Origin of the sequence: Ornithinimicrobium jinqii (assembly GCF_045032595.1) — a bacterium.
GTDB lineage: Bacteria > Actinomycetota > Actinomycetes > Actinomycetales > Dermatophilaceae > Ornithinicoccus.
Genome location: NZ_JBJFZS010000021.1, coordinates 55,825 through 79,660, shown reverse-complemented (window position 1 = coordinate 79,660; position 23,836 = coordinate 55,825). Strand labels below are relative to the sequence as shown.

22 protein-coding genes are annotated in these 23,836 nt (G+C 73.2%); 9 read left to right on the top strand and 13 right to left on the bottom strand.

Annotated elements, in window-relative coordinates:
- The first annotated feature begins 2 nt into the window (after window positions 1–2).
- A complete protein-coding gene (locus tag ACI3ET_RS10160; RefSeq protein WP_405032921.1) occupies window positions 3–713 on the top strand; it encodes an amino acid ABC transporter permease in 711 nt (236 codons plus the stop codon).
- Window positions 710–1,468, top strand: a complete 759-nt coding sequence (locus ACI3ET_RS10155) for an amino acid ABC transporter ATP-binding protein (protein WP_405032920.1) — start codon at window positions 710–712, stop codon at window positions 1,466–1,468. Before ACI3ET_RS10160 ends, ACI3ET_RS10155 begins: the two co-directional genes overlap by 4 nt.
- Here the strand turns inward: ACI3ET_RS10155 and ACI3ET_RS10150 are convergent.
- Window positions 1,465–2,265, bottom strand: coding sequence for a PIG-L deacetylase family protein (locus ACI3ET_RS10150; RefSeq protein WP_405032919.1), 801 nt, complete (start codon window positions 2,263–2,265; stop codon window positions 1,465–1,467). The genes ACI3ET_RS10155 and ACI3ET_RS10150 overlap by 4 nt on opposite strands.
- A gap of 99 nt (window positions 2,266–2,364) precedes the next feature.
- Here ACI3ET_RS10150 and ACI3ET_RS10145 point away from each other — a divergent pair, with 99 nt between their 5' ends.
- Window positions 2,365–2,982 carry a hypothetical protein gene (locus ACI3ET_RS10145; protein WP_405032918.1) on the top strand — a complete coding sequence of 206 codons (618 nt, stop codon included), beginning with the start codon at window positions 2,365–2,367 and terminating at the stop codon, window positions 2,980–2,982.
- Between the two features lie 28 nt (window positions 2,983–3,010).
- Here ACI3ET_RS10145 and ACI3ET_RS10140 read toward each other — a convergent pair whose 3' ends face one another.
- Window positions 3,011–3,736, bottom strand: coding sequence for a matrixin family metalloprotease (locus tag ACI3ET_RS10140; RefSeq protein WP_405032917.1), 726 nt, complete (start codon window positions 3,734–3,736; stop codon window positions 3,011–3,013).
- A 373-nt stretch (window positions 3,737–4,109) separates the two neighbouring features.
- Between ACI3ET_RS10140 and ACI3ET_RS10135 the strand changes: the two genes are divergently transcribed.
- The gene (locus ACI3ET_RS10135; RefSeq protein ID WP_405032916.1) at window positions 4,110–5,531 is read left to right on the top strand and encodes a D-glucuronyl C5-epimerase family protein; all 1,422 of its coding nucleotides are present in this window, start codon (window positions 4,110–4,112) and stop codon (window positions 5,529–5,531) included.
- 13 nt (window positions 5,532–5,544) lie between these two features.
- On the opposite strand, the gene ACI3ET_RS10130 is transcribed toward ACI3ET_RS10135, so the two are convergent.
- The 4 genes from ACI3ET_RS10130 to ACI3ET_RS10115 form a co-directional block, all read right to left on the bottom strand.
- The gene (locus ACI3ET_RS10130) at window positions 5,545–6,204 is read right to left on the bottom strand and encodes an FMN reductase (protein ID WP_405032915.1); all 660 of its coding nucleotides are present in this window, start codon (window positions 6,202–6,204) and stop codon (window positions 5,545–5,547) included.
- A gap of 39 nt (window positions 6,205–6,243) precedes the next feature.
- On the bottom strand, window positions 6,244–7,407 hold the full coding sequence (locus ACI3ET_RS10125; protein WP_405032914.1) for an LLM class flavin-dependent oxidoreductase: 1,164 nt from the start codon (window positions 7,405–7,407) through the stop codon (window positions 6,244–6,246).
- A 108-nt stretch (window positions 7,408–7,515) separates the two neighbouring features.
- Window positions 7,516–8,325 (bottom strand): SDR family NAD(P)-dependent oxidoreductase, encoded by an 810-nt coding sequence (locus ACI3ET_RS10120; RefSeq protein WP_405032913.1) that lies wholly within the window; start codon window positions 8,323–8,325, stop codon window positions 7,516–7,518.
- A complete protein-coding gene (locus ACI3ET_RS10115; RefSeq protein ID WP_405032912.1) occupies window positions 8,322–8,750 on the bottom strand; it encodes an ankyrin repeat domain-containing protein in 429 nt (142 codons plus the stop codon). The genes ACI3ET_RS10120 and ACI3ET_RS10115 overlap by 4 nt, the downstream gene beginning before the upstream one ends.
- Before the next feature lie 34 nt (window positions 8,751–8,784).
- Between ACI3ET_RS10115 and ACI3ET_RS10110 the strand changes: the two genes are divergently transcribed.
- The 4 genes from ACI3ET_RS10110 to ald all read left to right on the top strand — a co-directional run bounded on the left by ACI3ET_RS10110 (window position 8,785) and on the right by ald (window position 13,930).
- On the top strand, window positions 8,785–9,579 hold the full coding sequence (locus ACI3ET_RS10110) for a HEAT repeat domain-containing protein (protein WP_405032911.1): 795 nt from the start codon (window positions 8,785–8,787) through the stop codon (window positions 9,577–9,579).
- A gap of 158 nt (window positions 9,580–9,737) precedes the next feature.
- Window positions 9,738–11,504 (top strand): choice-of-anchor I family protein, encoded by a 1,767-nt coding sequence (locus ACI3ET_RS10105; RefSeq protein ID WP_405032910.1) that lies wholly within the window; start codon window positions 9,738–9,740, stop codon window positions 11,502–11,504.
- A 40-nt stretch (window positions 11,505–11,544) separates the two neighbouring features.
- A complete protein-coding gene (locus ACI3ET_RS10100) occupies window positions 11,545–12,756 on the top strand; it encodes an AAA family ATPase (RefSeq protein WP_405032909.1) in 1,212 nt (403 codons plus the stop codon).
- 58 nt (window positions 12,757–12,814) lie between these two features.
- On the top strand, window positions 12,815–13,930 hold the full coding sequence (gene ald, locus ACI3ET_RS10095; RefSeq protein WP_405032908.1) for an alanine dehydrogenase: 1,116 nt from the start codon (window positions 12,815–12,817) through the stop codon (window positions 13,928–13,930).
- Between the two features lie 61 nt (window positions 13,931–13,991).
- Here ald and ACI3ET_RS10090 read toward each other — a convergent pair whose 3' ends face one another.
- The 7 genes from ACI3ET_RS10090 to ACI3ET_RS10060 are packed head-to-tail and all read right to left on the bottom strand — an operon-like array spanning window position 13,992 to window position 21,692.
- Complete coding sequence (locus ACI3ET_RS10090) at window positions 13,992–14,705, bottom strand: sirohydrochlorin chelatase (protein WP_405032907.1); 714 nt, start codon at window positions 14,703–14,705, stop codon at window positions 13,992–13,994.
- The gene (locus ACI3ET_RS10085; RefSeq protein WP_405032906.1) at window positions 14,702–15,682 is read right to left on the bottom strand and encodes a sulfite exporter TauE/SafE family protein; all 981 of its coding nucleotides are present in this window, start codon (window positions 15,680–15,682) and stop codon (window positions 14,702–14,704) included. The genes ACI3ET_RS10090 and ACI3ET_RS10085 overlap by 4 nt, the downstream gene beginning before the upstream one ends.
- Complete coding sequence (gene cobA, locus ACI3ET_RS10080; RefSeq protein WP_405032905.1) at window positions 15,679–16,956, bottom strand: uroporphyrinogen-III C-methyltransferase; 1,278 nt, start codon at window positions 16,954–16,956, stop codon at window positions 15,679–15,681. The genes ACI3ET_RS10085 and cobA overlap by 4 nt, the downstream gene beginning before the upstream one ends.
- Complete coding sequence (locus ACI3ET_RS10075; protein WP_405032904.1) at window positions 16,953–18,233, bottom strand: sulfate adenylyltransferase subunit 1; 1,281 nt, start codon at window positions 18,231–18,233, stop codon at window positions 16,953–16,955. The genes cobA and ACI3ET_RS10075 overlap by 4 nt, the downstream gene beginning before the upstream one ends.
- Window positions 18,233–19,189, bottom strand: a complete 957-nt coding sequence (cysD, locus tag ACI3ET_RS10070) for a sulfate adenylyltransferase subunit CysD (RefSeq protein ID WP_405032903.1) — start codon at window positions 19,187–19,189, stop codon at window positions 18,233–18,235. Before cysD ends, ACI3ET_RS10075 begins: the two co-directional genes overlap by 1 nt.
- Window positions 19,186–19,986: a phosphoadenylyl-sulfate reductase gene (locus tag ACI3ET_RS10065; RefSeq protein WP_405032902.1), complete on the bottom strand. Its 801-nt coding sequence runs from the start codon at window positions 19,984–19,986 to the stop codon at window positions 19,186–19,188. Before ACI3ET_RS10065 ends, cysD begins: the two co-directional genes overlap by 4 nt.
- Window positions 19,983–21,692: a nitrite/sulfite reductase gene (locus tag ACI3ET_RS10060; protein ID WP_405032901.1), complete on the bottom strand. Its 1,710-nt coding sequence runs from the start codon at window positions 21,690–21,692 to the stop codon at window positions 19,983–19,985. Before ACI3ET_RS10060 ends, ACI3ET_RS10065 begins: the two co-directional genes overlap by 4 nt.
- Window positions 21,693–22,030: 338 nt before the next feature.
- On the opposite strand from ACI3ET_RS10060, the gene ACI3ET_RS10055 reads away from it, so the two are divergent.
- The gene (locus ACI3ET_RS10055; protein WP_405032900.1) at window positions 22,031–23,818 is read left to right on the top strand and encodes a SulP family inorganic anion transporter; all 1,788 of its coding nucleotides are present in this window, start codon (window positions 22,031–22,033) and stop codon (window positions 23,816–23,818) included.
- Window positions 23,819–23,836: the final 18 nt, after the last annotated feature.

The window sequence follows — 23,836 nt, the reverse complement described above, 5'->3', positions numbered from 1 at the left end:
AGGTGACCAACTTCCTCGAGCTGTTCGCCGAGTACTCCCCGCTGTTCATCGAGGCCACCTCGGTGACGCTGCGGCTCACCGCCGCCGCCCTCCTCATGGCCATGGTGGGCGGCGCGGCCGTCGCCGCCATGGCCATGAGCAAGGTCCGGCCCCTGCGGTGGCTGGCGACCGCCTACATCGGCCTGGTCCGCGGCACGCCGCTGATCACCCAGATCTTCATCATCTACTTCGGTCTGACCGCTGTCGTCACCCTCCCGGCGTTCTGGGCCGGCGCCCTGGCCCTGGCCTTCCACAACTCGGCCTACATCGCCGAGATCGTCCGGTCCGGCTTCCAGGCGGTCCCGAAAGGACTGACGGAGGCGTCCCGGTCCCTGGGGATGTCGAAGGTCAAGACCCTCAAGCGGGTCCAGGCACCGCTGGCGCTGCGCACCACGCTCCCGGTGCTGGGCAACCAGTACATCATCGCGGTGAAGGACTCCTCGCTGGTCTCCTTCATCGGGATGACCGAGCTGTTCCAGACCTCGCGCAACATGGCGGCGACCACCTACGAGCCGCTGACCGCCTACATCGTGGTCGCCATCTACTACCTCGTCATCGTGCTCGCGCTGACCGCCCTCGTGGCCTGGCTCGAGCATCGGCTCAGCGCCCATCGCCGGCCGGAGAGCGACGCGCAGGTGCGGCAGTCCGAGCAGGAAGGGGTGAAGCCCTCATGACCACGGCGGACGGGCAGGACCGGCCCATGGTGCAGATGCGGGGCATCGTCAAGCGCTTCGGCAGCACGACAGTCCTCGACGGCATCGATCTCGACGTCGCCGAGGGCGAGGTCGTCACCCTCATCGGGCCCTCCGGCGCCGGCAAGAGCACCCTGCTGCGGTGCGTCAACGGTCTCGAGCGGATCAGCGACGGCACCATCGAGGTGGCCGGCGAGCGGCTGGCCTACACCGAGAAGGGCCTCAACCGCCTCCGGGCCCGGATCGGGATGGTGTTCCAGTCCTTCAACCTCTTCCCGCACATGACGGTGATGGAGAACATCACCGTCGCCCAGCGGGAGGTTCTCGGCCGGTCCAAGGCCGAGGCGCGCTCGCGCGGCACCGAGCTGCTCGAACGGGTCGGGCTGGCGCACAAGGCCGACGCCTACCCGGACAACCTCTCCGGCGGCCAGCAGCAGCGGGTCGCGATCGCCCGGGCCCTGGCCATGGACCCGGCGGTGATGCTCTTCGACGAGCCGACCTCCGCCCTCGACCCCGAGCTGGTCGGCGAGGTGCTCGACGTCATGCGGGCCCTGGCCGACGAGGGCATGACGATGATGGTCGTCACGCACGAGATGCGCTTCGCCCGCCGGGCCGCCGACCGGGTCGTCCTGCTGGCCGACGGCGGCATCGCCGAGCAGGGACCGCCGGAGCAGGTCCTCGACTCCCCCACGAGCGAGCGCGGCCAGGCCTTTCTGCAGCAGCTCACCGACCACTAGCCGAAGGAGTCGACCAACGGTCCCTCGGTCAGGCCGGGGGGCCGCCCCGGCTCGACGTACCACTCGTCGCCGAGGAACGCGGCGAAGTGGGCGTCCGGCATCTCCAGGAGTTCCCGGGCGTCCGGCTGGCTCGCGTGGCAGGCGAGGGCCGCCCGCTTGACGTCGAGGACGGCGCGCACGTCGACGCGCCAGTGCAGCTCCGCCTCGGGCGTCCCGAAGGGGTTCCCGTCGTCCATGGGAGCATCCGGGTCCCAGTCGTCGACGTCCTCGCCCGCTGCGCGGGCCGCCTCGGCCATGAGCCGCAGCGCGTCACGGTTCATCGTGGACTGCAGGACCCGAGGGGACCGCTCCGCCCGGCCGGCCGCGAGCATCGCCACCTGGTGGGCCTTGACGTGGTCGGGGTGCCCGTAGCCGCCGTGCCAGTCGTAGGTGACGAGCACGTCCGCGTCCTCCTCGTCGAGCACGGCCACGAGCCGGTCGGCCGCCTCGTCGAGGTCGGCGCCGTGGAACGAGCCGTCGTGCGCGTTCTGGTCCCAGCCGGCCATGCCCGAGTCGGCGTAGCCCAGCCACGACACCCGTGCGGTCCCGACCACCTCGGCGGACGCCTGCGCCTCACGGCGGCGGCGGAGGACGACCGTCTCGTCGTCGGCGAGGTCCTCCGGCGCATCGCCGTGGTCACCGTTCGTGGCGAAGACGACGACCACGCGGTGCCCGGCACGCGCCGCCAGGTGCATGGTCCCGGACGTCTGGGACGCCTCGTCGTCGGGGTGGGCGTGGACGAAGACGATGGTGCTCATCCGGCAAGTCTGCGGGTATGCGGTGCCGCCGGGGCCAGCGGGGTGTGATCCGCACGACGAACCGTTGCCGCGCAGCGCCGACAGTGGCAGGGTGGGGCCATGGGCATCCTCGATGTCTTCAGCAAGCGGGGCAGCGGTAGCCCCGAGCCCCCCGCCGCGGTCCCGCCGGCGCAGAAGCCCTCTGTGGCTGTGCAGGTCCAGACCCTGGCCAGGCTCGGGCTGGAGCCGCAGGACGGCGTCACGGCCGAGGAGATCGCGCAGGACGGCGAGGCAGCCGGCTGGGTGCGGCGCCACCCCTATGCCGCGCTCGTCCACTGCCTGGCCCGCGACGGCGACGGGAATCTGACCCACCACCCCAAGGTGCTCCACGTCGACCCCGGCTTCGTCAAGGACGCGGACTCCTACCCCACCGTGCTCCGGCGGCTCGCTGAGGCCGCCGGGACCTCGCACCTCCTGCAAGACGTGAGCGGCGAGCTGGACCGTGACCACGACCGGTGCGTGCTGCGCTTCACCGTCGACGGGCTGACCCGCGAGATCCACCCCCGGCTGAACTGGGACCGCGCGGACCTCGACGTCATGCAGGACCTCTACGAGGCCGTCTCCGGCCCCGGTCAGCGGCACGCGCAGATCGGGCACGGCCAGGACGTGACGGTGGCCTACGTGCCGTCGCGGCACGCCGCCGAGCTGCAGCGGGTCTTCGACACCTGGGCCTGGTAGTCCTGGCCCGAGGCGGTCGGTCCCACCGTCAGGAGCAGGCGACCTCGCGCAGGGCCTGCAGACCGGCGAGGTCGGCGTCGCCGAGGCCGCGCTGGGAGGCGTACTCCGGTGCCATGAGCTGGGACGGGTCCTCGCTGTGACCCAGCCCCAGGACGTGGACCAGCTCGTGCACGAGCACCGGCTCGAGGTCCCAGCGGCGCAGGAACCCGCCAGGGGTGTCGGTGTCGAGCACGACCATGCCTCCGACGGCGTGCCCCCCGCCCCCCGGGCCCTGCAGGTAGGAGGCGCCTCCGATCCCGGCCGTGGTCCCGGCCGTGGTCCCGGCCAGCTCAGGCACCTCCTCCTCGTCGGCCCACGCGAGCAGCACCGGCCCGGCCCCCCGCTCCCGGAGCTCCCGGTCGTCGGTCTCCCCGACGACCTCGAAGGTGAACCCGCTCGCGTCGTTGACCTGCCCCACCGCAGAGGCGATGAGCGCGGCATACCCCTCGGGCGCCCCCTGCGGGTTGACCTCCACCTCGATCGTGCCGTCGCAGGGCCAGGTGACCGGGTTGCCGCCCGGGGTCGTGGCCATGAAGGTGTAACCGTCGCCGCCCGAGCCGGGCACGCCGGCCAGGGGGTCGATCGCCGCGTCGCGCAGGTCGGTGAGGTGCAGGTCGGGCGAGACGAGCACCGTCCCCACGATGACCGCCCCCACGATGACGAGGGTTCCGAGGACGCCACCGCAGGAGCGGCGCGGCTCGGGCTGGGCGGTCATGACGACAGTGTCGCCGACGAGACGGGGAGACACCTGGGGACCACCACGGGGTCATGGCCAGCGTCCGGACGTCCTGACGACCTGGACGCCAGCTCGGGCTGAGCTCGTCGCGCGGCAGTCGTGTGGTGTGATGGCCCGGTCCGGGACACCCGGGAGGTGCTGCTGCGGGAGGACGGGCGGAGACGTGGGGCGTCGAAAGACTGGATGGCTGCTGGCGGCGACCCTGGGTGCTGCGACGGTGGGTGTCGTCGGGCTGTCGTGGGCATCGTCGTCGGAGAGCGGTGCGCCGGCACGTCCTGTCGCGACGTCGTCGCCTGCGCCAGCGCCCGCGCCCGCGCCTACCTCTGTGCCTGCCGCGCCTGCGGACCGCACCGTGACCCCGCGACCGGTCGACGCCGCGAGAGAGCGGATCGACGGTTTCTCCATCTCCGCCGTCGCGCCGCAACCGATCCCGCTCGGGATGCAGCCCTACCAGAGCGGGGAGGTCGTCCCTCTGCCGTTCGGTCTGGTCGACAGCACGGGGGTCCGCATGTTCGAGGCGGACTGGGACGACACGGTGTACGACCACCCCATCGCGCAGGCGCAGTACGGCCTCAGCGCTCTCGAGTCCTACCGGTTGACCGGGGACCCCGAGTACCTGGACGTGGCGACCCGGAACGCGCAGCGCATCGTGGACCGGAGGGACGAGATCGACGGAGCGTGGTACTTCCCCTACGACTTCGACTTCGACCTCTTCCGCAACGGCAAGGGTGTTCTGACCGCTCCGTGGGCGTCCGGGATGAGCTCGGGTCAGGCGCTGTCCCTCTTCGTGCGACTCCACGAGGTGACCGGTGAGAAGTTCTGGCGCGACGCCGCCGACCACACGTTCGCCGCGTTCCTCCAGGCCCCTGACGGTGTCGGCTACTTCAGCTCCTTCGTCGACGACGCGGGGATGCTCTGGCTGGAGGAGTACTCCCGCTATCCGGTGATGGACAGCGAGCGGGTCCTCAACGGCCACATGTGGTCGATGTACGGCATCTGGGACTACTGGATGATGAACGACTACGACCACCCCGACGCCGAGCTGCTGTGGCGCGGGGCGATGTACACCGTCGACCGGACCGCTGAGCCCGTCTTCCGCACCCCCGAGTGGTACAGCCTGTACTCCGTATGGCAGAAGAAGGAGGCTCCCACCTACCACTGGCACCACCAGCAGCAGTTCCTCATGCTGTACCGGATGTCGCACGACACCGCGTGGGTCGACCGGGCAGCGACCTTCCGCGACGACCACCCCGCCTACCGCACGGCACCGGGGCGGGCCGTGGTCGCTCCGCGGACAACCACCGCCTACCGGCTCGACGACGACGCCCAGCACGTCAGCGACCGCTCGATGGTCGTCCTGGAGACGCAGCCCGTCGACCTCGACGGGGCGGCCACCGTCGACTACGACCGACGGGGCCGGATCCCCCAGGGCCCCGTGGTCATCCGGCTGACGTCCGGTCACCTGGAGGGCTGGTGGGTCCCCGAAGGTCCCGACCAGGCGTGGTCGACGACCCCGGTCGAGGTGCACGAGTACCGGCCCGCCGTCGTCCTGCGGGTGACGGACGAGGTCGAGACGACCGCCACCCGGTACGACGAGCACGGAACACCCATCGACACGCAGGAGGTGACCCTGCAGCCGGGCCGTCTCTCCTCGTCCTACCGGTCAGGCGTCGTGGAGGGACGTCCGGCCTGGCAGCTGAGCGGTGGCGAGATCGACGGTTACTGGGTCCCGGCGCAGGACAAGCTGCGGGTGGACGCGGCCGGGAACGGCTGACCTGACCCCCGGGTCAGCGGCCGAGGCCCTGCATGAGGTCCTCGAAGTCCGTGACCTCGGCCAGGTCGTTGCCGCTGCGGCGGGCGCGGCCCGTGCTCCCGACCTGCGTGAACCCTGCGACGGCGCCCGACTCGGCGACCACGAGGGCGGCGAGCTCGGACGCCGCGCGGCCGATCCGGTCGGTCAGCCCGCCCGCGCCGTCCCCGCCGAAGTCCTCCGTCGCGGCGAAGACGCCGGTCGGGACGACCACCGCCCGCAGGTAGGTGAACAACGGCCGCAGCGCGTGGTCCAGCACCAGCTGGTGCCGCGCGGTGCCGGCCGTCGCCGCGATGAGGACCGGCATGCCGTTGAGCGAGTCCGTGTCGAGGACGTCCATGAACATCTTGAACAGCCCGGAGTAGCTCGCCGTGAACACCGGAGTGACCGCGATCACGCCGTCCGCGGACGAGACCAGGTCACGGGCGCGCGCGACCGTGCCGGTCGCCATACCCCCGGTGGTCATGGTGGTCGCCAGGTCCTGCGCGAGCTCGCGGAGCTCGACGACCTCGACCGCGGCGCTCTCGCCGCGGGCGCTGACCTGGATGGCCACCGCCTCGGAGATGCGGTCGGCGAGCAGGCGCGTGCTCGAGGGACGTGACAGACCGGAGCTGATGACGACGATGCGGCGGGACATGCGGGGCCTCCCTGGGGTCGGCGGTGGGTGGGACAGGCGTCAGGCGGTGGCGGCGACGCGCCCGGCGGCGCGGTCGGCGGCACGGTCCGCGGCCGACCGGGCCGGGGCGACCAGGTGGTGCGGCGCGTCCCGTCCGGCGGCCACGAGCGAGCCGTGGGTGGGCGGGGCGCTGGGGACGTGGGCGGGACGACGCGCCTCGAACTCGCGACGCAGCACCGGGACGACCTCTCGCCCGAGGATCTCGACCTGCTCGAGGACGGTCTCGACCGGCAGCCCCGCGTGGTCCATGAGGAACAGCTGGCGCTGGTAGTCGCCGACCTGGTCGGCAAGGCCGAGGGTGCGCTCGATCACCATCTCCGGCGTGCCCACCGTGAGCGGCGTCGTCCGGGTGAACTCCTCCAGGCTCGGCCCGTGGCCGTAGACCGGGGCGTTGTCGAAGTAGGGCCGGAAGCGACGCTTGGCCTCCGCCTCGGTGCCGGCCAGGAACGCCTGACCGCCCAGGCCGACGATCGCCTGGTCGGCGGCACCGTGCCGGTAGTGCTCGAAGCGGCGACGGTAGAGGCCCACCATCTGGGCCGTGTGCTCGATGTTCCAGAAGATGTTGTTGTGGAAGAAGCCGTCGCCGTAGTAGGCGGCCTGCTCGGCGATCTCGGTCGAGCGGATCGAGCCGTGCCACACGAACGGCGGGGTGTCGTCCAACGGTCGCGGGGTGGAGGTGAAGCCGTTCAGCGGCGTGCGGAACCTGCCCTCCCAGTCCACGACGTCCTCACGCCACAGGCGGCGAAGCAGATGGTAGTTCTCGATCGCCATCGGGATGCCCTGGCGGATGTCCTTGCCGAACCAGGGGTAGACCGGGCCGGTGTTGCCGCGGCCCATCATCAGGTCGACGCGGCCCTGGGCGAGGTGCTGCAGGAAGGCGTAGTCCTCCGCGATCCGGACAGGGTCGGTCGTGGTGATGAGGGTCGTCGCGGTCGACAGCAGGAGGCGCTCGGTCTGGGCAGCGATGAAGGCGAGGTGCGTCGTCGGTGCGGACGGGACGAAGGGAGGGTTGTGGTGCTCGCCGGTCGCGAAGACGTCCAGGCCGACCTCCTCGGCCTTGAGCGCGATGCGCGTCATGGCCTCGATCCGCTCACCCTCGCTCGGCGTGCGTCCGGTGGTCGGGTCCGCCGTGACGTCGCCGACGCTGAAGAGACCGAACTGCATGGGGCTCACCTTCTCCTGAATAGTTGATGCATCAACCACAACAACAGGAGCTGAGGGAGGGCTATTCCGGGTATGCCGTGCGCGTGGCGGTGGGCCGCCTCCGTGTCCTCACCTCAGGTGGCTCGCCCCGTTGAAGTCGAGCACGGCGCCGGAGGCCCAGTGCGACCACGGGTCGGCGAGCTCCACCACCGCCTCGGCCACCTCCTCCGGTCGCGCGACCCGGTGGAACGGGCTCTGCGCGCGCACCTTCTCGCCCTGCTCGCCCGCGAGCGCGTAGCCCGCCATCTCGGTGTCGATGAACCCCGGTGCGATGCTCGTCACCGCGATCCCGTGCGGCGCCAGCCGCACCGCCATCGACTGGCCCAGGCTGTGCAGCCCGGCCTTGCTCGCACCGTAGGCGGGGATGTCCGGCTCGCCCCGGTATGCCCCGCGGCTGCCGACGTTGACGATCCGCCCGGTCGGCTGCCCGGGCGCCGGCGGCACGTCGACCATGTGGCGCGCGACCTGCCAGATCAGGTGTGCCGGGCCGAGCAGGTTGGTGGCGAGCGTCTCCTGCCAGACCGCGACCCAGTCGGCGTATGACGTCTCCTCCAGCGGGTGGTCCCCGCGCCTCCCCCTGCCCTCGGCGGGCGGGACGATCATCGCCGCGTTGTTGACGAGGACGTCGACCCGCCCGAGGGCCGCGACCGCCTCGGCGGCCAGCCGCTCGACGGCCGCCGGGTCGGCCAGGTCCGCCCCGGCGACGGCATGCCCCTCCCCCGGCAGCACGGCCAGCACGTCGAGGGCGGACTGCTCGTTGCGGTGGAAGTGCACCACCACCCGGTCGCCCCGACCGGCGAAGGCGCGCGCCACCGCCGCCCCGACACCCCGGGAGGCTCCGGTGACGAGGACACCGCGTGACGGCCGGTGCTCGCTCACGACGGCTCCCCCGCCGGGCCAGGATCGGCCGGGACGAGGTCGGACCGGCCGAACATCTGGGCGGTCTGGCGCGCGGACGGCACACCCGCGTCCGGGTCCGCCCCCTCGTCCAGGAGCGTGGCGACGACCTCGTCCTCCCCCTTGAAGACCGCTCCCGCCAGGGGGGACTGCCCACGGTCGTTGAGCCGGTCGACGTCGGCGCCGCGGCGCGCGAGCTCGCGCACGAGGTCGGGGTGACCGTGGTAGGCGGCAAGCATGAGCAGCGTGTTGCCCGCCGGGTCGGCGAGGTCGACGGGTGCGCCGGCGTCGACGTAGGCGGCGAGCTGCTCCGCACGCCCGGCCCGCGCGAGGTCGAACAGCGCGTGCGCGAGGTCGACCGTCTCCTGGGCCGGTGGTTCGGGGGGTGGGGCGGGGTGCGCGCTCATGCACCGACCCTATGCGCCGGTAGCGTCGCCCACCATGACGTATCCCTCCCCGCTCGACCGGGCGCGCCGCGCCGTGCACGACCCCGACCCGACGATCCGGCAGGAGGCCGCGCTGCGGCTCGGCACGCTCGCGGATGCGTCGATGGCGGCCGAGCTGGTGTCGCTCCTCGTCTCCGAGGACGACTTCTTCGTGCGCGAGACGCTGACGTGGGCGGTCGTGGCGCAGGCGGAGGCGGCGCTGCCGCACCTGCTGGCGGCGCTCGACCGGCCGGACGCCTCGCGGGTGCAGGTGCTGCACGCGCTGAGCAAGATCCGCGACCAGGACGCCGTGCCCCACATCCTGCCGCTGGCCGACGACCCGGACCCGGCCGTGGCCGCCAAGGCCTGGTGGGCGCTGGGGCGGACAGGGACGCCCCAGGTGGTGCCGACGCTCGTGGACCGCCTGGGTGACGAGGACGAGGCGCGGCGTCGGGAGCTGACGGCAGCCCTCGAGCAGCTGGGGACCCCGGCCGTCCCCGCGCTCGCGGAACGCTTGCTCGACCGCTCGACCCTTCCGGAGGTGCGCCGGCACGCAGCAGAGGCCCTGGCGGCCATCGGTGACCCTGGCGCGCGGGGTGCGCTGGACGCCCTGGTGACGGCGGTCGAGGAGGACGACAAGGAGGTGTCCGTGGTCGCCGTGTCGGCGCTCGGCCTGCTGGACCTGGCCGAGGTCGACGGCGTGCTCGAGCGGCTGCGCGAGAGCCAGGACCGCTGGCTGGCGATCACGGCGGACTGGCTCCTCACCGACCGGGCCGAGCGCCGGGCGGAGCGGCGGCCACGGCAGAGGTGACCCCCGCCCGCGGAGCTCGAGACGTCCTGGCGGGTGGTCACGCGATGGTCCCCGGCCGTTCACCTCGTGCTCACCGGACGTCTGGGCGGAGTGAATAGGTTCGGCGCACGCCGGTCTTCGGGCCGGTCGTCCGTGCCGCCGTCGAGAGGTCCTCCCCCATGTCAACCCGCACCCTGCGCGTCGCGACCGCGCTCGCCCTGGCCGGCGGCCTCACCGCCGCCCCGGCCCTCGCCGGCGTCGTCCCCGACCCGATCCAGCACACCGCCGACGACGCCGCGTTCACGCTGGAGCCCGTCGGCAGCTACGAGACGGGCGTCTTCGACGCGTCCGCTGCCGAGATCGTCGCCTGGTACGCCGCCGGCGAGCGCACGCTGGTCGTCAATGCGCAGACCGGGACCGTCGACGTGCTCGACGCCTCCGACCCGACCGACCCGGTCAAGGTCTCCGAGATCTCCGCGACCGGCGTCGCCGCCGCCGACCGCTCGACCGTGCCGGACGGCACCGTCGCCAACTCGGTCGCCGTCCGTGCGGACGGCCTGGCGGTCGTCGCGCTGGAGGCGCCCGAGAAGACCGACGACGGCTGGCTGCTCGTCGTCGACGTCAGGCAGGAAGAGCCTGTCGTCCTCGGCGCCTACCGCGTCGGTGCCCTGCCGGACATGGTCACGCTCACCCCGCGCGGTGATCGTGCGCTCGTCGCCAACGAGGGTGAGCCCGCCGACGACTACAGCGTGGACCCCGAGGGCACGATCTCCGTGGTCACGCTGCCGAAGCAGCTGACGGAGCGCGGCCGCTCCGCCCAGCACGGTGCCAGAGCGATCACCCAGAGCAGGGTGGCCACCGCCGACTTCCACGCCTTCGAGGGTGACGCGCTGCCGGAGGGCGTGCGCGTGTTCGGCGGGCGCAAGGACGCGGGCACCGGCATCCCGGAGCTCCCCGTCTCGGAGAACCTCGAGCCGGAGTACGTCACCGTCTCCGACAACGGGCGCACGGCCTGGGTCACGCTGCAGGAGGCCAACGCGCTGGCCGTCGTCGACGTGCGCACCGCCACGGTCACCGACCTGCTGCCGCTGGGCACCGTGGACCGGATGGAGGTGCCGTTCGACGCGTCCGACAAGGACGACGAGATCAACCTCGCCACCTGGCCCGTCCAGGGCTTCCGCCTGCCCGACGCCATCGACTCCTGGACCGTGCGCGGCACGACATACCTCGCGACCGCCAACGAGGGCGACGCCCGCGACTACGACGCGTACTCCGAGGAGGCCCGCGTCGAGGACCTCGGGGAGGTGGGCGGCCGGCCGCCGATCTGCGAGTCCGTCGCCGCGCAGGTCCACATGACCGTCGAGGAGCTGCAGGCGGACGACAACCTCGGCCGCCTCAACATCACCACCGCTCAGGGCCTCGACGAGGAGCAGGGCTGCTACTCCGAGCTCTACACCTACGGCTCGCGCGGCTTCTCGATCTTCGACGGCGCCGGCAACCTGGTCTTCGACTCCGGCTCGCAGTTCGAGGAGATCATCGCCGAGGCGGTCCCTGACTGGTTCAACTCCAACCACTCCGAGACCAACGTCGAGGGCCGCTCCGACGACAAGGGCCCCGAGCCGGAGGGGGTCGTCGTCGGCAAGGTGGACGGCCGCACCTACGCCTTCATCGGCCTGGAGCGCATCGGCGGCGTCATGGTCTACGACGTGACCGACCCGGTCGACGCGTCCTTCGTCACCTACGTCAACAACCGGAACTTCGAGGTCTCGGTCGAGGACGCAGGGGACGACGACGACATCGCTGCTGCCCTGGCGCAGGCTGGCGACCTGGGCGCCGAGGGCCTGGTGTTCGTCCCCGCCTCCGAGTCCCCCACCGGCAACCCGCTCGTGATCGTGGGTAACGAGGTCTCCGGCACGACGACCTACTTCGAGGTCACCGCCCGCTGACCGGTCCGCGGTGTCGGACCCCGCCCCTACCCTGGGCGGGGTGTACAGCACCGTGGCGATCAGTGGCTACCGCTCCCTGCGCGACGTCCGCCTGCCGCTGGGCCGGCTGACCGTCGTCACCGGCCCCAACGGGTCGGGCAAGTCCAGCATCTACCGAGCGCTGCGCCTGCTCGCCGACTGCGGGGGCGGGAGGGTCGTCGCTTCGCTGGCGCGCGAGGGTGGGCTGGCGTCGGCGCTCTGGGCCGGGCCGGAGACCCTCGGCGGGGCCAGGCGGGGGTATGCCGTGGAGGGCACCGTGCGCAAGGACCGGATCTCCCTCCTGCTGGGGGTGGGTGGCGACGAGCTCTCCTACCTCGTCGACCTCGGCATCCCGGTGCAGGGTGGATCGGCGTTCGACCGGGACCCGGAGGTCAAGCGCGAGGCGGTCTGGACCGGCCCGGTGATGCGGCCCGCGACCCTCGTGGCCCGGCGCCGGCACCACCGGGTCGAGGTCCGCGACGACGACGGCGGTTGGGCGCAGGCCCCGGTGAGCGTGCCCGCGTGGTCGAGCATGCTCACCGAGGTGGTCGACCCGCTGGCCGCCCCCGAGCTGTGGGCCGTACGGGAGCAGCTGCGCTCGTGGCGGTTCTACGACGGGTTCCGGGTGGACGCCTCCAGCCCCGCCCGGCAGCCGCAGGTCGGCACCCGCACCTGGGCCCTGGCCGACGACGGCGCCGACCTGGCGGCCGCCCTGCAGACGATCGCCGAGGACGGCCGCTCGGGCCTGGACCATGCGGTCGCCGACGCCTTCGACGGTGCGCGCCTGGAGGTCGTCGTCCACGACGGCCTCTTCGACGTCCGGCTGCACCAACCGGGGATGCTGCGCCCGCTGCGGATGGCCGAGCTGTCCGACGGCACGCTGCGCTACCTGCTCTGGCTGGCCGCCCTCCTCACACCCGTCCCGCCGCGACTGATGGCGCTCAACGAGCCCGAGACCAGCCTGCACCCCTCCCTCCTGCCGCCGCTGGCCCGGCTCGTCGCGCAGGCTGCGCGCCGGACCCAGGTCGTCGTCGTCACCCACTCCCAGCCGCTCGTCGACGAGCTGGTGGAGGCCTTCGCCGTCGACGGGGTCGACCCGCGCGACGTCGACCCCACGCCCGGCACCGTCCCCGACCTGCGGCTGGTCGAGCTGAACAAGGACCTCGGCGAGACGCGCGTCGCGGGGCAGGGGGTGCTCAGCACCCCCGCCTGGGAGTGGGGCAGCCGGCGCTGAGCCCGGCGCGCCGGGGCCACCGCCCCCGTGGTCGGCCCGGGAACGGCATAGTGGCCCCATGAGGATCGCCGTGCCGTCCGAGGTCAAGAACAACGAGTTCCGGGTGGCGATCACGCCGGTCGGGGTCCACGAGCTGGTGGGGCGGGGGCACGAGGTCTTCGTCCAGCGCGGAGCCGGCCAGGGCTCCTCGATCACCGACGACGACTTCGTCGCCCAGGGCGCCACGATCGTCGACGGGGCGGAGGACACCTGGGCGGCCGGGGAGATGGTGCTCAAGGTCAAGGAGCCGGTGGCGAGCGAGTACGCCCACCTGCGCGAGGACCTCATCCTCTTCACGTTCCTGCACCTGGCGGCGGACGAGCCCCTGACCCGGCGCCTGGTCGAGGCCGGCACCACGGCGATCGCCTACGAGACCGTGCAGCTGCCCAGCGGCATGCTGCCGCTCCTCTACCCGATGTCGGAGGTCGCCGGCTGCCTCGCCCCGCAGGTCGGGGCGCACACGATGATGCGGGCGCAGGGCGGACGCGGGGTCCTCATGGGCGGCGTCGGCGGGGTCGCGAACGCCAAGGTGCTGGTCCTCGGCGGGGGTGTCGCCGGTCAGAACGCCGCCAACATCGCGCTCGGCATGGGCGCCGACGTGACCATCCTCGACACCGACCTCGACAAGCTGCGCACGCTCTTCTGGCGCTTCAACAACCAGGTCCGCCAGCTCGCGTCCAACACCCTGACGATCAGCGAGCTGGTGCCCGAGGCCGACATGGTCATCGGCACGGTCCTCGTGCCCGGCGCCAAGGCTCCCAAGCTGGTCACGGACGAGATGGTGGCGTCGATGAAGCCCGGCTCCGTGCTCGTCGACGTCGCCATCGACCAGGGCGGCTGCTTCGAGGGGTCGATGGCGACGACGCACGCCGACCCGACCTTCGGGGTGCACGGCTCGCTCTACTACTGCGTGGCCAACATGCCGGGGGCCGTCCCGCACACCTCGACCTGGGCGCTGACCAACGCCACGCTGCCGTATGCGGTGCAGCTCGCGGACAAGGGATGGCAGCAGGCCCTGCGCGACAGCGGTCCGCTGGCCAAGGGGCTGAACACGCACGCCGGCCAGCTGACCTACGCCGCCGTGGCCGAGGCCTTCGGGATGGGGTCGGTGAGCACCGCCGACGTCCTCGCCTGAGCACTGGGCCGGGTGCGGACCTGCAGTCCGCAGGAGGTGTTCTGCGGAACACCCGGGCGTCTCACCGTGCCGCCACGGCCTCCCGGTAGCGCCGCGCCACCAGGTCGCTGAGCGCGTCGTGCGTGCCGAGAGGCTGCGTCGCGACGGCCCCGACGGTCGCCGCCACCCGGTGAGCACGATCGAGGAAGTGGCCGGGCGAGAGCAGGTGGGCGGCGACGACGACGTCGGAGGGGTCGACGCCGCAGGAGCGCAGACGCTCCAGCTCCTCCTCCGGTCGAGGTCCCGGACCGCTGAGGAACGCCGTGCCCGTCGGCGCGCCGAGCCGCTCCCCGACGAGCCGTGCGACCTGCCCCACCTCGGCCCGGGCGGCGTCGACGCTGGAGCCCGCTCCGAGGACCAGCACCGCACCGGGGCCGGGACCGGGTCCGGGGCCCTGGCCCCTCCGGGCCGCGAGCACGCGGTCCACCAGCGCGCCGAGCACCTCGTCCTCCGTGCCGAGGGCCGGGGTCACGGTCGCCCCGGGCAGCACCGCGACGGCTGACGGCACGTCGTGACGGACGTGGAAGCCGGACGCCAGGAAGAAGGGCACCACCACCGGGTCGGTCAGCCCGGCGAGCACCTCGGGCAGGGTCGGCCCGCAGACGTCGACGTAGCCCACGGGCGGTGGCCCGTCCAGACCCAGGACCGCACCTGCCCGGGCGGCGCAGTCGACGACGACCCGCTGCCCCTCCGGGCTGGCGGTGCCGTGCGCCGCGACGACCAGCGGGCGGGTCACGCGTTCACCCCGGCGGCGACCCGCTCGTCGTCGGGCTCACGCTCGGCACGCGACGCCGAGCCCTCGGGCCGCAGGTCCTCGTCGGGAACCTCGTCGGGACGAGACCGCCGCGCCCTCACCACGACGACACCGGCGCGCACGAGCAGGCCGAGCCACACCGCGGCCACGCCACCGACGACCACCGGCACGCTCACCCCGACCTCCTGCGCACCCAGCCCGGTCAGCACCGGCCCCAGGTTGAGCAGGACGATCAACCCTCCGACGGCCACGCCCAGGACCGCCTGCGGCAGCCGACCGGCCAGCAGCGCCGCGAAGGGGGCCGCCACGACACCGCCCAGCATGAGGGCGCCGATCGTCCACCAGTCGAGGTCGCGCAGCCCCAGTCCGACGAGGAACCCGGCGCTCGCGGCCACCGTCACCACGAACTCGGACGTCGCCACCGACCCGATCACCCGGCGCGGCTCGACCGTCGCGGTCGCCAGCAGGGTGGAGGTGACGACCGGTCCCCATCCACCGCCGCCCGTCGCGTTGACGAACCCGCCGCCGGCGCCGAGCGGTCCGAGGAAGCGCCGCCGCCCCGACCACCGCGACATCCGTCCGCGTCGCGGCGACGGTCGCAGCACGAAGCGCACGGTCACGACCACCCCGAGCACGAGCAGCAGCCAGGCCATCACGGGCCGGGCGACCGAGGTGTCCAGGCTCGAGAGCACCGTCGCGCCCGCGAACCCGCCGCCGGCGCCGGGGCCGGACAGGCGCCGCACGATCCGCCAGTCGACGTTGCCGACCTTCCAGTGACTGATCCCGGACGACAGGGTGGTGCCCAGCTGCGCCGCGTTGACGGACGCGCTGGCCAGCGCCGGCGCGATCCCGGTGGAGAGCAGCAGCGAGGCGGAGGTGACGCCGTACCCCATACCCAGGGAGCCGTCCACGAGCTGCGCCGCGAAACCCGCGAGGTGGACGAGCAGGAGGGTGGTCACGCCACGGCCCCGGCCGGTATGGCGTGCGCCACCGGGGGGGTGCGGTCGGTCGCGAGCGGGGCCCGGCCGGCCGCGGCGTGCGCGAGGGTGACGACGTCGCCGACGACGACGACGGCCGGGGAGGCGACGCCCACCTCCTCGGCGCGGTCGGCGATGTCGGCGAGGGTGCCGACCGTCACCCGCTGCTGCGGGGTGCAGCCGCTCTCCACCACCGCGACCGGCGTGGACGGGGCCCGCCCGTGCTCGACGAGCAGGCTCGCGGTGCGGCGGAGCGTCGCGACGCCCATGAGGACGACGACGGTGTGGTCGCCGCCGGTGGGCAGCGCCGGGAGGTCCTCGTGCCCGGTCACGACCGTGTAGCCGCGGGCCAGGCCGCGGTGGGTGACCGGGATGCCGGCGGCCGCGGGCACGGCGACGGCCGAGCTGATGCCGGGGACCACCTCGACGGGGACGCCGGCGGCCTCGCAGGCCAGCCGCTCCTCGCCGCCGCGACCGAGCACGTAGGGGTCGCCGCCCTTGAGCCGGACGACGGCCCGGCCGCGCCCCGCCTCCTCGACGAGGATGCGGTTGATCTCCTGCTGCGGGACCGGGTGGCTGCCGCTGGTCTTGCCGACGTCCACGACGCGGACGTCGGCCGGGAGCGCCTCCAGCAGAGCCGGTGGGACGAGCCGGTCGGTGACGACGACGTCGGCCTGCGCCAGGAGGGTGGCGGCGCGCCGGGTGACGAGCTGCTCGTCGCCCGGGCCGGCGCCGACGAGCGCGACCCAGCCGCGGCGGCGCGGTCGGCGGGGCCTCAGGTCGACGGTCCCGGAGCCGAGGTGGTCGAGGGCGGCGTTGCGGGCGGCCACCGAACGGCGGGGGTCGCCCCCGGCGTAGACCGCGACCTGCAGGGTGCCGTCGTTCGTCGCCACCGTGCCGCGGGCGGGGACCCGCGCCGTACCGTGGGCCGGGGCCCCGGCCCGCACGCAGAAGGTGCGCGAGGCCTCGGCGTCCGCCGCGACCCGGTCGTCGACGTCGGGACGACCGGTCGCGGTGTGCACCAGCCAGGCCTCGTCCAGGTCGGCCGGCCCGGCGTAGGGACGGGCGAGCCAGTCGACCCGGCCCTCCTCGACGGCCTCGGCGAGCTCCTCGCACAGGTCCGGCGAGACCACGGTCACGAGCGCGCCCTCGGCGACGAGGTCGAGCACCCGGCGGGCCGACACGGGCCCGCCCCCGACGGCCACCACGCGGCGTCCGCCGAGGTCCAGCCCCAGGAGGCTGACGCGCACGCTCACCAGACCGACCCCGTCCCGACGATCCCGGCGGCCAGGGTGGTCCCGTCGTGCTCGTCGACGACGAGGAAGCACCCGCCCTCGCGCGACCCGGCGTAGGGCTCGAGCGGCAGCGCCTCGGCGAGCCGCAGCTCCACGCGCACGAGGTCGTTGAGCTCGGCCCGGTCTGCCGGGCCGTGGGTGAAGGTCCCGACGTCGAGCCGGGACACGATGCGCGAGACACGGGCCCGCACCGTGCGGGTCCCGTGCTTGACGAGCACCCGGGCGCCGGGCAGCAGCGGCGTCTCCGCCAGCCAGCAGAGGACGGTCTCGGCCTCCCTGGTGAGGACCGGGGCGGAGTCCGCAGCGGCGACGAGGTCGCCGCGCGAGACGTCCAGCGCGTCGGCCAGGCGCAGGGAGACCGACAGCGGCCCGGCCGCCGCCTCGACGCTGCGGCCGCCGACGTCGATGCCGACGACGGTCGTGCGCCGGCCCGAGGACGAGACCACGACCTCGTCGCCGACCCGCACCGTGCCCGAGCCCACGTGACCGGCATACCCCCGGTAGTCCACCAGGGCCGGGTCCACCGCGCCGTGCTGCGGGCGCAGCACCAGCTGCACCGCCATGCGGAACGGCTCGTCGGCGACGTCGACCGGGGGCAGGGACTCGAGCAGCTCGAGGAGGGTCGGGCCGGTGTACCAGTCGGTGCGGGTCGACGGCTCGACCACGTTGTCGCCCAGGAGCGCCGAGACCGGGACGACGAGCGCGTCCTCGACGCCGAGGCGCTCGGCGAGCGCCGCGACGTCCCGGCCCACCTCACGGTGCACCGCCTGAGGGTCCTCGACGAGGTCGATCTTGTTGAGCGCGACGACGACGTGCGGCACGCGCAGCAGCGCCACCACGGCCAGGTGCCGCCGGGTCTGCTCGACCACGCCGTGGCGGGCGTCGACGAGGACGACGACGACGTCCGCGGTGCTGGCGCCGGTGACGGTGTTGCGGGTGTACTGCACGTGGCCGGGGCAGTCGGCGAGGATGAACGAGCGCGTCGCGGTGGCGAAGTAGCGGTAGGCCACGTCGATCGTGATGCCCTGCTCGCGCTCGGCGCGCAGGCCGTCGGTCAGCAGCGCGAGGTCGGCCAGCTCACCGGCCCACCCGCGGCGGCGGCTCGCGGCCTCGACGGCCTCGAGCTGGTCGGCGAGGACCGACCTGGTGTCGTGGAGGAGCCGGCCCACGAGCGTGGACTTGCCGTCGTCGACGGAGCCGGCGGTGGCCAGGCGGAGCAGTGTGGGTGCGGCGCTCATCAGAAGTAGCCCTCCTTCTTGCGGTCCTCCATGGCGGCCTCGGAGAGCCGGTCGTCCGCGCGGGTGGCGCCCCGCTCGGTGATGGTGCTGGCGGCGACCTCGACGATCACGTCGCGCACGTCGGTCGCCCCGGAGAGGACGGCACCCGTGCAGGACATGTCACCGACCGTGCGGTAGCGCACGGTGCGCCGGGTGGTGGTCTCCCCCGCGCGGGCGGTGCTCCACGGGCCGGGCGACAGCAGCATGCCGTCGCGCTCGAAGACCTCCCGCTCGTGGGCGTAGTAGAGGCTCGGGAGCTCGATGCGCTCGCGGGCGACGTAGCGCCAGATGTCCAGCTCGGTCCAGTTGCTCAGCGGGAAGACGCGCACGTGCTCGCCGGGGCGGTGGCGGGTGTTGTAGAGCCGCCACAGCTCGGGCCGCTGGTTCTTGGGGTCCCACTGGCCGAAGTCGTCACGCAGGCTGACGATGCGCTCCTTGGCGCGAGCCTTGTCCTCGTCCCGGCGCCCACCCCCGAACACCCCGTCGAAGCGGTGCTCGGTGATCGCGTCGAGCAGCGGCCGGGTCTGCAGCGGGTTGCGGGTGCCGTCGGCCCGCTCGCGCAGCCGGCCGTCGTCGAGGTAGTCCTGCACCGAGGCGACCCGCAGCTCCACGCCGTAGCGCTCGACGGCCCGGTCCCGGAACTCCAGCACCTCGGGGAAGTTGTGGCCGGTGTCGACGTGCAGGACCGGGAACGGCACCCGCGCGGGCCACACCGCCCTGGCCGCCAGGTGCAGCATGACGACCGAGTCCTTGCCGCCGGAGAAGAGCAGCACGGGGCGCTCCAGCTCGGCGACGGCCTCGCGGATGATGTGGACGGCCTCGCTCTCCAGGGTGTCCAGGAGCGCGTGCTCGCTGGTGACCTCGAGCTCCTGCACCAGCGGGAGCGCGCTCAGGTCGGGGGTGAGGGTGGTGCTCATCGTGCCTCCCGGGCGGGGGTGGTGAGGGCAAGAGGTATGACGTCCGCGGCCGCGGGTGCGGTCGCGGTGCTGGACGGGCCGCCTGGGTGGAGGCCGCACTCGGTCTTGGGGAAGCCGGCCCAGCGGCCTGCGCGAGGGTCCTCGCCGGGGGCGACCTGGCGCGTGCAGGGAGCGCAGCCGATAGACGGGTATCCTTGCGCGAGAAGAGGATTGGAAGGGAGCAGGTGACGCTCGGAGTAGGTGAGCAGCTCGTCGAAGGACCACGCCGCGAGCGGGTTGATCTTGACCAGGCCGAAGACGTCGTCCCAGGCGACCAGCGGGGTGTCGGCGCGCGTGGGCCCCTCCTCGCGGCGGACGCCGGTGACCCACGCGTCGTAGCCGGCCAGCGACCGGCGCAGCGGTTCGACCTTGCGCATCGCGCAGCAGGCCGCCGGGTCGCGGGCGAACAGGTCCGGCCCGTGGGCGGCGTCCTGCTCGGCGACGCTGAGCCGGGGGCGGACGTCGACGACCGTGACGTCGAGCAGGTCGGCGACGCGGTCGCGGGTCTGCACGGTCTCGGGGAAGTGGTAGCCGGTGTCGAGGAACAGCACGTCGACGCCGGGCACGTGCTCGGCGACGACGTGGGGCAGGACGGCGTCGGCCATGCTGCAGGCCACCACCATCCGCCGGCCGAACTGCTCTGCCGCCCAGGCGAGGACGGTGTCCGCGTGGGCGTCGGCCCCGGTCGCGGCGAACCGGGTCTGCGCCTCGAGGGCGAGCGCGCGGAGCTCGCCGGAGCGCTGGTCCGTGACGGTCATCTCAGCAGGTCCTCCTCGACGCGGTGCGCCCACGGCGCGAACGCCTCCCCCGCCTCGCGGGAGGCGACGTACGCGCGGACGACGCGCTCGACATACCCGGGCAGCTCGTCGGCCGTGACCTTCAGGCCGCGCACGGTGCGCCCGAGCCCCGCCTCGTCGAGACCGACGGAGGCCAGCCCGCCGCCGAGGTGGACCTGGAAGCCGGGCACCTGTTCCCCCGCGTCGTCCGTGACGATCTGACCCTTGAGGCCGATGTCCGCGGTCTGGATGCGGGCGCAGGAGTTGGGGCAGCCGTTGACGTGGAGGGTGAGCGACTGCTGAAGGACCGGCTCGAGGTCGGCGAGGCGGCGCTCCAGCTCGGTGATGGCGCTGGCGGCGGCGGCCTTGGTCTCGACGATCGCGAGCTTGCAGAACTCGATGCCGGTGCAGGCCATCGCGCCACGACGGAAGACCGACGGCGTCGCGCTCAGGCCGAGGGCGGCCGCGCCGGCGACGAGCGCGTCGACGGCGTCGGGCCGGACGTCGAGGACCAGCAGCTTCTGGTGGGGGGTGAGGCGGACGCGGCGGGAACCGGCGGCCTCGGCGATGTCGGCGAGCTCGGCCAGGATGGTGCCGCTGACCCGGCCGACGGTGGGGGCCAGCCCGACGTAGCGCCGGCCGTCCTTCTGCGCATGCACGCCGACGTGGTCGCCGGGGCCCGTGCTGGGGGCAGGTGCAGGGCCGTCGGGCAGGGGTGCGTCGAGGTAGTCGGTCTCCAGGACGTGGCGGAACTTCTCGGCGCCCCACTCGGCGAGCAGGAACTTCAGGCGCGCCTTGTTGCGCAGACGGCGGTAGCCATGGTCGCGGAAGATGCTGACCACACCGAGCCACACCTCGGCGGCCCGCTCGGGCGGGACGAAGGCGCCGAGGCGCTCGGCCAGCCGCGGGGCCGTCGAGAGAGCGCCGCCGACCCAGAGGTCGTAGCCCGGACCGAGCTGGGGGTGCACGACCCCGACCAGCGAGATGTCGTTGATCTCGTGCACGACGTCCAGGCTCGGATGACCGGTGATCGCGGACTTGAACTTGCGCGGCAGGTTCGCCAGCTCCGGGTCGCCCACGAAGCGTCGGACGATCTCCGCGATGGTGGTGGTGGGGTCGATGATCTCGTCCGCGGCGACGCCGGCGACCGGTGAGCCGAGGATGACGCGGGGGGTGTCGCCGCAGGCCTCGGTCGTCTGCAGGCCGACCGCCTCGAGCCGACGCCAGATCTCGGGGACGTCCTCGACGCGGACCCAGTGCAGCTGGATGTTCTGGCGGTCGGAGATGTCTGCGGTGTCGCGGCCGTAGGCGGTGGAGAGGTCGGCGATCGTGCGCAGCTGCTCGGTGGTCAGGCTGCCGCCGTCGGTGCGGACGCGCAGCATGAAGTAGCGGTCCTCGAGCTCGTGCGGTTCGAGCTGGGCGGTGCGGCCGCCGTCGATCCCGGGACGACGCTGGGTGTAGAGCCCCCACCAGCGGAACCGGCCGTGCAGGTCCTCGGTGGGGATGGAGTCGAAGCCGTCCCGGGCGTAGATCGTCTCGATCCGCTCGCGGACGTTGAGGCCGTTGTCGGCGTCCTTGAACCGCTCGTTGTCGTTGAGGGGCTCTCGGCCGTCGACGGCCCACTGGCCCTGCGAGCCCTTGGTGCGGGACGGACGGACGAGCGGTGGCGTGGGGGCATGGAGGGTCATCGGTGCGCTCTCTGGGATACGGGCGGCCGAACGGCCGGGCGGGCCCGTCCGGTCAGGCCGGGCGGGACGGCAGAGGACTGCGGGGAGGGGTCAGCGGGCGCAGCACATCAGCATGCTGCTGACGCGCAGAAGGTCGACCTCGCGACGCCGCGTGAGCGGACGCACCCTCGATGACTGCATGCGACCATCATGCACGGTTATCGGATAGATAACAAACCCCCCACGGTGCGGGTCCCGGAAGGAGCTCCGCGTGAGCAGTCGGTGGATGACAGCCCGCCGCTCAATAGACTCACCCTGTTGCCGCGCCACGGGGGCGCGGCACGGGGAGCAGGAGGGCGATGGCCGCCCGGAGCATCGATAACGGCGACGGCGAGGCCCACGGCTGGGCCCGCTTCCTGCCGGGCCTGCAGGTGCTGCGCAGCTATGAGCGCAGGTGGCTGCGTGGGGACGTCCTGGCGGGAGTGACCGTCGCGGCCTACCTCGTCCCGCAGGTGCTCGCGTATGCGGAGGTCGCCGGCCTGCCACCCGTGACCGGACTCTGGGCGGTCCTGCCCGGACTGCTCGTGTACGCGGTGCTCGGCACCTCCCGTCAGCTCTCCGTCGGTCCGGAGTCCACGACCGCGCTGATGACCGCGGCCGGGGTCGCGGCGATCCTCGCGGCCGGAGCGGGGTCGATCGGACCCGCCGACGTCGCGGCGCTGCTGGCGATCGCTGTCGGCCTGCTGTGCGTCCTGGGCTTCCTCTTCCGGCTCGGCTTCCTCGCCGAGCTGCTGTCCAAGCCCGTCCTCGTCGGCTACATGGCCGGCATCGCGGTCCTCATGGTCGTCAGCCAGCTCGACAAGATCATGGGCGTCGAGGTCGAGGGCAGCACCCTCGGCGAGCTGTGGTTCGCCGTGACCCACCTGTCGGACGTGCATACGCCCACCCTGGCCCTGGCTCTGACGACGGTGGTCGTGCTGCTCGCCTTCCACCGCTATGCCCCCCGCTGGCCCGGCCCGCTCATCGCGATGCTCGCGGCGGCCGCGGTGGTGCAGCTCTTCGACCTCACCGCGCAGGGGATCCTCGTCGTCGGCGAGGTGCCACAAGGGCTGCCGGAGTTCCACCTCCCCCAGGTGGCGTCGGTCGACCTGTGGCAGCTCCTGCCGGCGGCGGCGGGAGTGGCGGTCGTCGCATACTCCGACAACGTTCTCACCGGGCGGGCGTTCGCCCTGAGGAGGCGGGAGCGGATCGACAGCAACCAGGAGCTCCTTGCCCTCGGCGGTGCGAACGTCGTCGCCGGCCTGTTCCAGGGCTTCCCGGTCAGCTCGAGCGGGAGCCGCACCGCGATCGCCGACAGCATGGGCGCCCGGACGCAGCTGCACTCGCTGGTGTCGATGGCGCTCGTCCTCGCGACCCTGCTCTGGCTGGGGCCGGTGCTCGCCACCTTCCCCCAGGCGGCGCTCGGCGGTGTCGTCGTGTATGCCGCGATCCGCCTCATCGACCTCGCCGAGTTCCGGCGGTTCGCCGTCTTCCGCGGCAGCGAGCTCGTCCTGGCCGTCGGGACCACGGTCGCGGTGCTGGCCCTGGGCGTGCTGGGCGGGATCGGTGCGGCGATCACGCTGTCGGTGCTCGACCTGCTGCGCCGGATCGTCCAGCCCCACGACGGCGTCCTCGGCTACGTCCCCGGCGTCGGCGGCATGCACGACATCGACGACTACCCCCAGGCGGTGCAGGTGCCCGGGCTCGTCGTCTATCGATACGACTCGCCCTTGTTCTTCGCCAACTCCGCCAACTTCCTGACACGCGCCCTGGACAGCGTGAACCAGGCGCAGAAGACGGGCCCGGTCTACTGGCTGCTGCTCAACGTCGAGGCGAACACCGAGGTGGACATGACGGCGGTCGACGCCCTGGACTCGCTCAGGCTCACTCTCGGCGACATGGGTGTCGAGCTGGCGCTCGCCCGCGTCAAGCAGGACCTGCGGATCCCCCTCGCTGCCACCGGCTTCCTGGACCGGATCGGTCCTGACCGGATCTTCCCCACCCTTCCGACCGCTGTCGCCGGCTATGCGGTCTGGTACGAGTCCACGCACGGCCACCCGCCCCCCGGGCTGACCATCCCGCCGCCCCCATGGCCCCCGACCCTGTGAGTGCGTGACGACGGGCGG